The organism is Eubacterium sp. BL-380-WT-2B (assembly GCF_009696115.1).
GTDB lineage: Bacteria > Bacillota > Clostridia > Eubacteriales > Eubacteriaceae > Eubacterium > Eubacterium callanderi.
In genome coordinates this window covers 154994-166844 of sequence record NZ_VUMP01000006.1, presented here as the reverse complement: position 1 = coordinate 166844, position 11851 = coordinate 154994, and the positions used below count along the sequence as shown (strand labels likewise).

General features: G+C 50.1%; 12 protein-coding genes. 8 read left to right on the top strand and 4 right to left on the bottom strand.

The window, feature by feature from the left end; all coding sequences use genetic code 11:
• The first annotated feature begins 25 nt into the window (after positions 1-25).
• The 3 genes from FYJ53_RS13230 to FYJ53_RS13220 are packed head-to-tail and all read left to right on the top strand — an operon-like array spanning position 26 to position 2809.
• The gene (locus FYJ53_RS13230) at positions 26-1204 is read left to right on the top strand and encodes a uroporphyrinogen decarboxylase family protein (RefSeq protein ID WP_227162900.1); all 1179 of its coding nucleotides are present in this window, start codon (positions 26-28) and stop codon (positions 1202-1204) included.
• Between the two features lie 10 nt (positions 1205-1214).
• Complete coding sequence (locus tag FYJ53_RS13225) at positions 1215-1370, top strand: hypothetical protein (RefSeq protein WP_154557373.1); 156 nt, start codon at positions 1215-1217, stop codon at positions 1368-1370.
• Positions 1371-1426: 56 nt separating this feature from the next.
• Entirely contained in the window at positions 1427-2809 is a 1383-nt protein-coding gene (locus tag FYJ53_RS13220) for a DASS family sodium-coupled anion symporter (RefSeq protein ID WP_013381446.1), read from the top strand.
• Between the two features lie 98 nt (positions 2810-2907).
• Here the strand turns inward: FYJ53_RS13220 and FYJ53_RS13215 are convergent, their stop codons facing one another.
• From FYJ53_RS13215 to thrC, 4 genes are read right to left on the bottom strand one after another with little or no spacing between them, the layout of a single operon-like run.
• The gene (locus FYJ53_RS13215) at positions 2908-3276 is read right to left on the bottom strand and encodes a DUF1622 domain-containing protein (protein WP_013381445.1); all 369 of its coding nucleotides are present in this window, start codon (positions 3274-3276) and stop codon (positions 2908-2910) included.
• 2 nt (positions 3277-3278) lie between these two features.
• On the bottom strand, positions 3279-3713 hold the full coding sequence (locus FYJ53_RS13210) for an ACT domain-containing protein (protein ID WP_013381444.1): 435 nt from the start codon (positions 3711-3713) through the stop codon (positions 3279-3281).
• Positions 3714-3723: 10 nt separating this feature from the next.
• Complete coding sequence (thrB, locus tag FYJ53_RS13205) at positions 3724-4617, bottom strand: homoserine kinase (protein WP_013381443.1); 894 nt, start codon at positions 4615-4617, stop codon at positions 3724-3726.
• Between the two features lie 15 nt (positions 4618-4632).
• Complete coding sequence (gene thrC / locus FYJ53_RS13200; protein ID WP_013381442.1) at positions 4633-6135, bottom strand: threonine synthase; 1503 nt, start codon at positions 6133-6135, stop codon at positions 4633-4635.
• A gap of 107 nt (positions 6136-6242) precedes the next feature.
• Between thrC and FYJ53_RS13195 the strand changes: the two genes are divergently transcribed.
• From FYJ53_RS13195 to nadA, 5 genes are all read left to right on the top strand, one after another.
• Positions 6243-7487: a homoserine dehydrogenase gene (locus FYJ53_RS13195; RefSeq protein ID WP_154557372.1), complete on the top strand. Its 1245-nt coding sequence runs from the start codon at positions 6243-6245 to the stop codon at positions 7485-7487.
• 32 nt (positions 7488-7519) lie between these two features.
• Positions 7520-8728 carry an aspartate kinase gene (locus FYJ53_RS13190; protein ID WP_013381440.1) on the top strand — a complete coding sequence of 403 codons (1209 nt, stop codon included), beginning with the start codon at positions 7520-7522 and terminating at the stop codon, positions 8726-8728.
• 112 nt (positions 8729-8840) lie between these two features.
• On the top strand, positions 8841-9254 hold the full coding sequence (locus FYJ53_RS13185) for a hypothetical protein (protein WP_013381384.1): 414 nt from the start codon (positions 8841-8843) through the stop codon (positions 9252-9254).
• 103 nt (positions 9255-9357) lie between these two features.
• A complete protein-coding gene (locus FYJ53_RS13180; protein ID WP_013381383.1) occupies positions 9358-10782 on the top strand; it encodes a hypothetical protein in 1425 nt (474 codons plus the stop codon).
• 160 nt (positions 10783-10942) lie between these two features.
• Positions 10943-11851: a quinolinate synthase NadA gene (gene nadA, locus FYJ53_RS13175; protein WP_148428628.1), complete on the top strand. Its 909-nt coding sequence runs from the start codon at positions 10943-10945 to the stop codon at positions 11849-11851.

Sequence of the window (11851 nt, the reverse complement as noted above, 5' to 3'; positions counted from 1 at the left end):
GGAAATGGAGGAAAGACAGTTGGATGTGAATCAATTAAAACAGGAAAGACAAGCGGATTTAAAGGCAGTATATTCAGGCAAGGTGCCTAAAAGGGTGCCCATACATCTATCCTTTGCCTTTGAAGCGTCGGTTTCCTATGCCATTGATCAGGGCATTGTGGAAAAGGGGAAGAATCTCCGCAACATCTATTGGGAACCAGAAACCTGGTACGATATCTTTGACCGGGTCAATAATGACTTTTATTCCGATATACCGCTGGGGCCTGGCGCCATACGGTTACCGATTCTATACCAGATACTGGAGGCGAAATCTATTATCATGGGGGCCACAGGCGTCATGCAGCACCCAGAGGTGCACTCGCTGGAGCCTGAGGAGTACGATGCTTTTATTGAGGACCCTTTCTTTTATATGTCGGAAACACTGATGCCGAGGCTGTACCCGGCGCTGGATACCACGCCCGGACGGCGGGCCATGGTTCTGGCACAGGCGGTCAAGGCCAACGCCGACCAGTTTGCCGTCATCGGGCAGATGATGGGTAAAATCGCTGCAAAATACGGCTATCCAGCCGCGCCCAGTGGCCGCTCCACAGCCCCATTCGATTATCTGGCGGATTTTCTCAGATCCTTTACAGGGATATCAAAGGATATGCGCCGGTACCCGGACAAGGTTGTGCAGGCCTGCGACGCGCTGGTACCGCTGATGCTGCGGGAAGGGGTTCCAAACCCGGACAGCCTGCCGCCGGATTACCGGGTGATGATCCCGCTGCACATGGGCAGCTTTATCAACGAAAAGCAGTTTGAGAAATTTTACTGGCCCTCCTTCAAAAAGCTGATGGATGGTCTGGTAGCGCCAGGAGCCGGTGTTGACCTGTTCGTGGAGGATAACTGGATGCGCCATATGGACTATCTCAAGACCTTTAACGGGTCGGTGAAAATGCAGTTTGAATACGGCGATCCAAAGCTGGTAAAGGAAAAGCTCAGCGGAACCCGCCATGTGATCACAGGCTTTTTCCCAATCTCCCTGCTGCAGTTCGGCAGTGCGCAGGAGGTTAAGGACAAGGCCAAAGAACTTATTGACATCCTGGCACCAGGAGGCGGCTATATCTTTGGATTCGACAAGGGTTTGTTCTCGCTGGAGGGCAATACCATTAAAAACCTGCATGTGCTGACCGACTTTGTCCGTGATTACGGTGTTTACAGATAAGGAGCAAAAAATGGACGATAGAAATCAAAGCTTTGAGACCAAAAATTATGTTAAATGGGATGATTATTTGAAAGAACACGATCATCTTTCAGATATTGAAAGGGCAAGCGACATCCAAAAGTATGAGGACTTAGTATTCGCGCTGGTTCTCAGGTTATTCAGATAGTATAGAAGCCCCGGCAGTGTCTGCTTGCCGGGGTTTTTTACTGGAAAGGCAAAAAAATGAAAAAGCGTATTACAGGAATTGTGCTGTCGGCCGCTGTTTTTATCGGCTACCGGTTTGTGCCGGTTCCGCAGGGATTGGAAATGTCTGGTATGCAGACCTTGGCGCTTCTTGTTATTGCTATTCTTCTGTGGGTGACAGAGGCCATGCCTCTTGGGATTTCGAGTATTTTTGTTTTGGTGCTCCCGATGTTTTTCGGACTGGCAACCATGAAGGATTTTCTGGTGGCCTTTCCCAATCCTACTCTGTTTTTCGTGCTAGCAACCTTTGGCCTGTCGGCCGCCATTTCCAAGGTGCCCACAGCCAAGCGCATTCTGCTCATACTGCTGGAGAAAATGGGGAGCAAGGTCCACCTGTTTATTCTGGCCATGATGCTGGCCACAGCGCTCATTTCCTCCATCATGTCCAACATACCGGCGACGGTGATGTTCATGGGGCTGGCCATCAGCTTTCTGGAGCTTTACGATTCGGAGGAGGAACGCAGGCGCACTGGCAGAGCCATCATGATCGCCCTGCCCATCGCGGGCATGATCGGCGGGACCATCACGCCAGCTGGCAGCTCTAACAATATTTTAGCCCTGGGTCTGCTGGAGGAGTATGCAGGAGTGACGGTGCGATTTGTGGACTGGATGGCGATCTGTATTCCAGTAGTACTGGTCATGCTGCCCCTGGCGTGGCTGCTGATCATTAAAATTTTCAGGCCGGCGCCGGTTCATCCGGATAAAATCAGGCAGTTTATTCTGGAACTCAAGACCCTGGACAAGCCGGGCAGAGAAGAAAAAATGGTGGTGTCCATTCTGGTGGTAATGATCCTTCTCTGGATTCTGAGCTCATGGATTCCGGCGCTCAATGTCACCCTGGTTTCCATCTGCGGGCTGGCGTTTATGTTTTTGCCGGGTATTGATATTTTGCACTGGAAAGATTTCAAGGATGAGGTGAGCTGGGACGTCATTCTGATGATCGGCTCTGTCCTCTGCATCGGAAATCTGATTCTGGAAAACGGTGTGGCATCCTGGCTGGCGGACACCTTCTTCAGGGTGGACAATGGAACGAGCATTATCCTGCTCATTCTTCAGCTGGCAGTTTTCATGTATATTATGCAGCTGGTGCTGCCCAATGCCCCGGCGGTCATCACCTCCACCACGCTGCCGGTTACCATTGTGGCGGAGGCGCTTGGGATAAACGCGGCTGTTCTGGTCATTCCGCTCTGTATTTTTTCAAGCTGGACCATGATCCTGCCCCTGTCTGCAGTGCCGATGATGACCTATTCTAAGGGCTACTACAGTATGACGGATATCGGCAGGGCAGGCATCCCTATTCTGGTGATTCTCGCCCTTGTGCTGGCACTTTGGATTCCTTTTATCTGCGGGGTGCTCCTTTAGTTTTATGAATGTTGAAACCTGTATATTTGCGATGAAGCCAGAGACGGCAGAGCATGAGAAAAGCCTTTCAGGATCGATCAGACCTGAAAGGCTTTTATTTATTTGAGGCTGTCCTTATTTTCCTTGCTTTCCTCAACGAGATTGTCCTTGCGGACCTCAGATTCCTCGTTTTTGATTTCCCAGTGGATCAGGGCTGTCAGGGCAGCGCGCAGCAGGATGATCCCGCCGACGATGATAAGCTCACTGGGCTGGCGGACAACGACAGTCCTCAGGATTTCGCTGCCAAGTTTGAACTCCAGTGCCATGGCCATACCCTTGGCCAGATCCAGACGGGTGGAGGGCCTGCGGCGGATATAACCCCAGATGCCCTTGATGCCCGACCATATCAGCACGCCCACGCCAACGTACTCGAAGAACAGGATTGCGTACTGGACAATGGTATTCAGAACTTCTTCCAGAATTTCCATGGCTATTCCATTGCTACCAGATTAACGTTATGGACGCCGCGCAGTACCACCAGATCACCGACGAGATCCTCGATGCTTCCCAGAAGGTCCTTTCCGTCAAGCGTCAGGATGACAACGGCAGCGTGGTTGATAGGGATATCCTGATGAATGGTAATGATGCTGGTCTTGTGCTCGCGCAGAATGTTCAGCACATTGGACAGAATTCCGGGCTCGTCGTCGAGGATCATGGAAATGGTAAATTTCCGCCCAAAATCTTCAGAGGGCTTAAAAATATAGTCTTTGTATTTGTAATAAGTGCTCCGGCTGATGCCGACGCGCTTTACCGCGTCACTGACCGATTTGCACTGGGAGGATTCCAGCAGAATGCGGGCCTCCACCACCTTGCTGTAATACTCGGGCAGTATTTTTTTGCTGACAATCAGATAATCACGTATCATAGGCTTCTCCTTAAGAGTGCTGATCGGTACAAACGCCTGTGTTGTCCGGCTCCAGCTTGAGCAGGGTCCATCCCGGCAGCTTTTCTTTTAAATACTTACCCATTTCGGCATAAAACTGGTCATTGTCTCTGGTGGTAATGGCCAGAAGTGTGGGGCCGGCGCCGCTGATGCAGGTATTAAGCGCTCCCAGCTCCCGTGCTTTTTGGGAAACCTCATCATAATGGGCGATGAGGCCCTCGCGGTAGGGCTGGTGCAGCTTGTCCTCAACGCTGACCTTAAGGATATCCGGCCGCCCTTCAGTCAGGGCAAGGTAGGTCATGGTTGCGCGGGACACGTTAAATACTGCATCCTTGTGGAATACTTTTTTCGGCAGTGCCTTGCGGGCCTCCATGGTGGACAGGGTAAAGTCCGGAATAAGGCCGTAGAACTCAAAACACTGTGAAACCTCTTTCTTGATATAGTGGTTTTCTTCCTTGAGTCCAAGGGAAACCACCAGGCCGCCGAACATGGCGGGCGCCACATTGTCGGGATGGCCCTCCATCTCAACAGCCATGTCAAAGAGCTCCTTGCCCGTCAGGGGAGCGCCGCAGAGGGTGTTGGCCCCCACCAGGCCGCCGACAATACAGGCGGCAGAGCTGCCCAGGCCGCGGCTTACAGGAATGTTGACGTCGGTGTAAATGTAAATGCCCTTTGGCCGGTAGTGGACACGGTTAAAGACCTTGAGCATGGCCTTGTAGACCAGGTTGGACTTGCCCTGGTAGCGCCGTTCGACGCCCCGGATGGTCAGCTTGCCGTTGTCCCTTTCCTCAAAGCTGAAGATGTTATATAACTGAAAAGCCATACCGAAGGCATCAAAGCCAGGTCCGATATTGGCTGTTGTTGCGGGTACGCGTACTTTTATCATGAATGGTTCACTCTCCTATTTGTCTAAAAATGCTGTGATGCAGCCGGCCATTTCCTCCGGCCTGCAAACTTTGTCGTGGCGGTTTTCTTTCTGATCCAGATCTCTCAACGGAACGGGGATTTCCGTTTGGGTCCGGGCGGCCAGCTCCTTGAGCACTGCGTAATCGTCCATGCCTTCAGGCACTTCGCCGAAGATGCTCTCATAAACGCTGCGGCCAAATTTGTACGGGCTGGCAGTGGACAGGATGACGGTCGGAGTCTCGACATCACCGGTATCCGCGCGGTAGTCGCTGTAGACCTTGCTGGCAACAGCAGTGTGTGGGTCCATGAGGTAATGGTTATACTCAAACATACGCTTAATGGCCCCGGCGGTTTCTTCCTCGTTAGCGCAGCCGGCATAGAAAACATGGTCGTCGCCCATGAAGAGAAGCTCGCGTTCCAGCGCGTAGGAGCCGTCTGTGCTCAACTGGTTCATCAGGTCTGCGATCACCTCGCTGTTGCCGCCTGTGATGTCATAGAGCAGGCGTTCCAGGTTGCTGGAGATCAGAATGTCCATGGATGGAGACATGGTTTTATAGAAATCGCGGTTGCGGTTATATTCACCAGTGTGGAAAAAGTCGGTCAGGATGTTATTTTTATTGGACGCGCAGATGAGCCGGCTGACAGGCAGACCGATGGCACGGGCGTAGTAGCCGGCCAGAATGTTTCCGAAATTACCGGTCGGCACCACAAAGTTGACAGCCTCTCCCAGGTCGATAACTGCTTTTTTGTAGAGCTGCATGTAGCTGTAAAAATAGTATACAATCTGGGGCAGCAGGCGTCCGATGTTGATGGAGTTGGCCGAGGAAAAAACATAACCCTGTTCCCGCAGCTCCTCGATCAGGCCGCTGTTGTTCAGAATTTCCTTGACGCCGTTCTGGGTATCGTCAAAGTTGCCGGCCACACCGATGACGCAGGTGTTATCGCCATCCTGGGTTAGCATCTGTTTTTCCTGGATGGTGCTGACGCCGTCCTTCGGATAGTAGACCACAATGTTGATGTGGGGCACTTTGGCAAAGCCCTCGAGGGCAGCCTTTCCAGTATCGCCGGAGGTGGCGGTCAGAATGACGATATCCTTGCTGATATCGGCGTTTTTCATGGCCGTTGTCATCAGATAGGGGAGAATGGTCAGCGCCATATCCTTGAACGCGCAGGTAGGGCCGTGGTAAAGCTCAAGAAAATAACGATCGTCTACTTTTTTAAGGGATACGGGTTCCTCATTTTCAAATTTTCCGGTATAATAGGCATTGTGGATACAGTCTTTGATCTGTTCATCACTGAAGTCGTCCAAAAAATATTTGAAAATTTCAAAAGCCAACTCTCCGTAGGTTGCATCCTTCAAAGCTGTCAGGTCAATTTTTATGTCATGGATGAATGAAGGGACGAATAAGCCGCCATCCTTGGCGATTCCTTTGATAATTCCTTCTGACGCGGACACGTTTGCTTCGCCTCCGCGTGTGCTGACATATTTTTCTTTCATAGTTCCTCCAAAATTTTTATTGAATATCCTTAATATATATGATAGAATGTTTTCGAGATAAAAACAAGTGTTTTTTTCATGAATACATTTACAGAGGTGAAAATCATTTGAATATTGGATTATTGGGGTTCGGAACCATCGGAACCGGTGTGTACGAGCTCGTCAATTTAAACAAGGGAAGGTTCGCCAAGAACCTGGACGAAAAAGTTGTGATCACCAAAATTCTGGATAAGGATCCCAACAAGAAGGTAGCTGAGGAAGACAAGGTAGCCCGCGTGGTTACGAACCCGGATGACATTATGGACGATCCGGAGATTGAGATTGTCATTGCGCTTCTCGGCGGTATGGATTTTGAGTATGGCCTTATCAAGCGGGCGCTTCAGAGCGGAAAACATGTGGTAACCGCCAACAAGGCTGTTATATCGGAGTATTTTGAGGAGCTGCTGACCATCGCGGCGGAAAACAATGTGATTCTGCGCTATGAGGCCAGCGTCGGCGGCGGGATTCCCATTATTGGCTCTTTAAAGGAAGAATTAAAGATTAACCGTGTCAATGAAATCAAGGGAATTCTCAATGGAACCACCAATTTCATTCTATCAAAGATGACTGAGGAAGGGGCCGATTTTGCGGATACCCTGAAGCTGGCCCAGAGCATTGGCTTTGCAGAGGCAGACCCGACAGCCGATATTGAGGGCTATGATGTTTCCAGAAAGCTGGCGATTTTATCCTCACTGGCCTACGGCGGCATCATCAAGGATGAGGATGTGCGCAAGCGCGGCCTGTCTGATGTGCGCGCTGTGGATATCGAGATGGCCGGCGATTACGGCTATATCATCAAGTATCTGGGTCATTCTGTGTTAAAGGAAGGAAATCAGGTCTATACGACGGTGGAGCCGGTGATGTTTAAGGAAGCTTCTATTATGAGTAATGTTAATTCCGAATTCAACATTATCTCCATTGTGGGCGACATTATCGGTGAGCTTCAGTTCTATGGCAAGGGCGCAGGTAAGGATGCCACAGCCAACGCCGTGGTGGGCGATGCCCTATACATCATCAACTGCATTAAGGACAATAACTTCCCCAAACCGCTGGTCTTCAGGAAACAGCTGGACAAAAAAGGCGTTGGCGCCTTTAAGGGCAAGTATTATCTGCGTGTGGACATTGACAGCCATGAGACCTTCGAGCATGCCTTAAACGCTGTGGACGAGGTCTGCGCACGCAAAAATATCATTGTCAGCGACAACCGGGTCTTCTTTATGACCGAGCCGGTGGAGGCAGATGTCTTTGACGCCATGGTTGCCAAAATCAAAGAAAAACAGAGCGAGTGCTTCTACGCGCGCATCTATGAATAAATAAAAGAGAACATTATTAAAGAGGAGTATGTATGGAAGATTTAATTGTGCAGAAATACGGCGGCACCAGCGTCGGCACGGTTGAAAAAATCAAGCGAGTTGCAAGGCGGATTGTGGAGACGAAAAATGCCGGCAATAAGGTCGTTGTGGTTGTTTCCGCCATGGGCAAAACCACCGATGAGCTGGTGGATCTGGCTCTGGCCATCAATCCGAATCCGCCGAGCCGCGAGATGGATGTGCTGCTGGCCACAGGTGAGCAGGTGTCCATTTCCCTTTTAGCCATGGCCATCCAGACCATCGGCCATGATGTGGTGTCTCTGACAGGCGCTCAGTGCGGCATCCAGACATCGGACGTGCACAAGCGCGCCCGTATCAGCGGCATAGACACTGCCCGTATCGAGAGAGAGCTTGCCGATGAAAAGATTGTCATTGTGGCCGGCTTCCAGGGAGTGGATGAAAACCGCGATATCACGACTTTGGGCCGAGGCGGTTCTGATACCAGTGCGGTGGCCATTGCAGCGGCTTTAGAGGCAAAATGCTGCGAAATTTATACCGATGTGGATGGGGTCTATAATGCAGACCCGCGCGTTGTGCCCACAGCCACCAAAATGGATGAGGTCTCCTATCAGGAGGTTCTTGAAATGGCCAGTCTTGGCGCCGGTGTTCTGCACCCGCGTTCTGTGGAGCTTGCTGAAAAATTTAAAATGCCGCTCATCGTAAGATCGAGCTATAATAATAACGAAGGAACGATTATCAAGGAGGATGTTAAAATGGAAAAAGTGTTAGTTAGAGGAATTGCGTTAGACGAAAATATCGCTAAAATATCAATTTTTGAAGTACCGGACCAGCCAGGGATTGCTTTCAAGCTGTTCAGCATGCTGGCCTCCGCCAATATTCACGTAGACATGATCGTGCAGAATGTCAACCGCACCGCGGTCAATGATATCTCATTCACCGTCGATGCCGACGAGCTTCAGGAAGCGGTAGAAGTATCTCAGAAGTTTGCTTTTGAGGTCGAAGCCCAGAAGGTTGCCTTTGACAAGGGCGTTGCCAAGTTGTCTGTTGTGGGTACCGGCATTGTTGCCAATGCGGAAATTGCCTCTAAATTTTTTGAATCCCTCTTTGAGCTCGGCATCAATATCCAGACCATCAGCACCTCTGAAATCAAAATTTCCTGCCTGATCGATAAAGAACGGGCCAAAGAAGCCATGATCCATATTCATAAAAAATTCGATATGTAATATACTTTATCCGGATTGCTTTAAGGCGGTCCGGTTTTTTAATCACCAGCTTTTCATCAGAGAAAATCTGCGCTATAATATAGAGTAAGAAATCGTGCTGAGGAGGGAAAGTATGAAAACAATTCAGGATTTTGCGGCACTGTTAGACGGCAGAGAATATAAAAAGGAAATGACAGAGGATGAAATCATACAGGCCAGAAAACTTGGCTTTGTCATTGTCTTTGGCTGCTCCGACGACCGGACGGTTTTTCACGGTGCCATCGAGGAGGAACGCCAGACCGTTGACGGCGGCACCCTTTATATTACGGAAAAAGGCCTGTTCGAGGACTGCCCCTGTAACTGTATCTATTCACAGGAGGCAAAGGAAAAGGCCAGCCCCATCGAGGTGAGATGGTGTAAAGGCCCCTATGTCTGGTCCTACAGAACTGAGATCCCCCACGAAAGCTTTGAGATCATCGACAATCAGCCCGCAGAAAACCTCAAGTTCTGCCAGGGAATGGTGTTTGACCTGAAAGGAATAGAATAAGCCTTTGTGCAGCGTGCATATAAGACACGCTGCTTTTTTATTTGTTTCATTTCAGTCTCCTTTGGGTAATCAAAGAATATGATGAAAAAAGGAGAAATTAGAAATGGAAAAAACCATTGGCGACAATCGAAAGCTCAGAAATGGCTTTATTACTTATTTTATTGTCCTGATCGCCCTGGGCGCTGTCTTAATTCCCGTGCTGCCGGGAGGGGCGCTGCCTCTTGAAATTGCATTCTTAATTTTATTTCCGGGTATTCCCGGCACTGTGGTGTGGTACATTACCAATAACGGCCCCAAAAAGACGCCGAAGGAATGGCTGCAGTACAACTGGTACGGTGTTGTGCTGTCCGTTGTCATTATCTTGACCGCGTTGCTGCTGCTTTTGCCGCAGTTCCGTTACCCGACGGATTACCTGTTCTTCACCCAGACTTTTGATGAGAATATTCCACGGGCAATCGAGAATGGACGGGCCTTTGAGGGCGTTCTTCAAAATCTTTTCTCAGGCCTGACACCAGAAAGCGCCTGGATGCTCAGAGCCTTTAACGTGGCTTTTCTCGTGCTTTTCGGCCTTCTTTTGGATCAGTGGCGCCGGAGTAAATCGCACAATGACCTGGTGGCTTTTCTGGTAACCACAGTCCTCATGGCTTTTTCGGTGATCACAGATTTCACCGCCTATGCAAGCCTGGTTTCCTTTATCCCGGCCGTTTGCTGTGCCGGCGTCTGTGTTATTCTGTATGACCGATTTGACAGCGCACTGGCAGACCGTGACCTTAAAACCGCTTATATCGCGCTGCTGCTGTCACTGGTCTTTTTGCTCGTGACCTTCCTGCTGGCTCAGGTTCCCACCATGGTGACCTTTGTCCTGCTGACTGGCTACGTTTATTTTAACAGGGCGGCTCAATCCTCGGTGAAATACGTCGGCTTTTTTGCTTTGCTCTTTGTGTGGGGAACTGCCATCTATTTCGGCATCGCCCAGGCTCTGGCAGGCTCGGCGCAGCGGGTGCTTAACCTTGGACTGGACCCGGCAGGCTCTCTCGGGGCCTTTGGCGGCCGCCTGCTGTGGTTCTTCGGTACCGTGGTGCCAGGCTGTCTGAATAAGATCGTTGAGGCCTTTTTCGGCTCAGCCGTCTACTACAAAGACCCCATCAATCTGGCGGTGACGCCCTATAACCAGATGGTGGCTGGCATTTTTGTATTCTGCGTTCTGTTTTTCTTTATCCTGTCGCTGGTTACCTACTATAAAACCAGGCGCAAGGCGGCGGATGTTATTTTGCTGTTACTCTTTGTGCCGCTGGCTTTTATGTATTATCTGGTGCTTCTGCCCACCACCTTTGCCTCCTACGATACCCTTGGTGTCAATGCTGTTATTGTGTTTATCATGGTATTCGGTATCCGGGACCTGGTGCTTGTTGGGCGGGATACACCCAGTAAGCTTCAGAAGCGGGTCTACGTTTCCATCATCAGCGTTCTGATTTTTCTGCTGATCCTAAACAGTAACCTCTTTACCGCGCAGTTTATTACGGGCTGAGAAGTCCGGTCCAACGCCTCTTTGTCAACGATTTTTAGTGGCAAAGAGGTCTTTTTATACGCTTTTTCAGCAAAAACTTTGATAAATTTACAACGATGCTTGTTATGTGACAAGACAGATGCTATAATAGTTGGAAAGACTGTATACACGGAGGAGAATTATGAACGAGATGGTTGAGCGGATTTTAGAGCTCAAAAAGGAAAAGGATGTCGTGATTCTGGCACACTATTACGTGACCGGTGACATCCAGGATATAGCTGATTATGTGGGAGATTCCTACCTGCTCAGCAAAAAAGCAGCAAAGGCCAGTGAAAAGGTCATCCTGTTCTGCGGCGTCGAATTTATGGGAGAGAGCGCGAAAATCCTGAGCCCGGATAAAACCGTGCTCATGCCAGATATGGAGGCCGACTGCCCAATGGCCCATATGGTAACGCCTGAGGATATCCGGCAGCTCAAGAAAGAATGTCCCGATGCGGCTGTGGTCTGCTATATCAACTCAACCGCCGAAACCAAGGCCTGTGCCGATGTCTGCGTCACCTCATCCAACGCTGAGCGGGTTGTGGCCGCCATGCCTCAGAAGGAAATCTACTTTGTGCCGGATTCCAATCTCGGCCGCCATATTGCTGAAAAGCTGCCGGAAAAAACCTTCTATTTCCACAATGGCTTCTGTCCGACTCATGCCCGCATCAGCGAAGCACTTGTCAGGAGGGCAAAGGAAGACCACCCCGGCGCCAAGGTGCTCATGCATCCCGAGTGTATCCCGGAGGCCCTGGCTCTGGCCGACTATATTGGAAGCACCTCGGGTATCATCGACTTTCCGGGAAAGGATGGCGGCGACAGCTATATCATCGCTACTGAGGAAGGCGTTATGCACCAGATGAAAAAGCAGTACCCGGACAAGGCCTTTTATATGGTCGATGACCTCTGTATCTGCGAGAATATGAAGAAAAATACTTTGGAAAAAATCCTGCGTACCCTTGAAACCTTTGACAATACAATGGAAATGGATGAGAAGCTGCGTGTGCAGGCATCCTGTTCCCTTAAAAAAATGCACGAGTTAGCACAGTAA

What these genes read in the sequence shown, in the direction of transcription:
- FYJ53_RS13210 (WP_013381444.1), bottom strand. Translation starts at nt 3,713, where the DNA reads ATGATACGTGATTATCTGATTGTCAGCAAAAAAATACTGCCCGAGTAT.
- FYJ53_RS13225 (WP_154557373.1), top strand. Translation starts at nt 1,215, where the DNA reads ATGGACGATAGAAATCAAAGCTTTGAGACCAAAAATTATGTTAAATGG.
- FYJ53_RS13185 (WP_013381384.1), top strand. Translation starts at nt 8,841, where the DNA reads ATGAAAACAATTCAGGATTTTGCGGCACTGTTAGACGGCAGAGAATAT.
- FYJ53_RS13220 (WP_013381446.1), top strand. Translation starts at nt 1,427, where the DNA reads ATGAAAAAGCGTATTACAGGAATTGTGCTGTCGGCCGCTGTTTTTATC.
- FYJ53_RS13215 (WP_013381445.1), bottom strand. Translation starts at nt 3,276, where the DNA reads ATGGAAATTCTGGAAGAAGTTCTGAATACCATTGTCCAGTACGCAATC.
- FYJ53_RS13190 (WP_013381440.1), top strand. Translation starts at nt 7,520, where the DNA reads ATGGAAGATTTAATTGTGCAGAAATACGGCGGCACCAGCGTCGGCACG.
- thrB (WP_013381443.1), bottom strand. Translation starts at nt 4,617, where the DNA reads ATGATAAAAGTACGCGTACCCGCAACAACAGCCAATATCGGACCTGGC.
- thrC (WP_013381442.1), bottom strand. Translation starts at nt 6,135, where the DNA reads ATGAAAGAAAAATATGTCAGCACACGCGGAGGCGAAGCAAACGTGTCC.
- nadA (WP_148428628.1), top strand. Translation starts at nt 10,943, where the DNA reads ATGAACGAGATGGTTGAGCGGATTTTAGAGCTCAAAAAGGAAAAGGAT.
- FYJ53_RS13180 (WP_013381383.1), top strand. Translation starts at nt 9,358, where the DNA reads ATGGAAAAAACCATTGGCGACAATCGAAAGCTCAGAAATGGCTTTATT.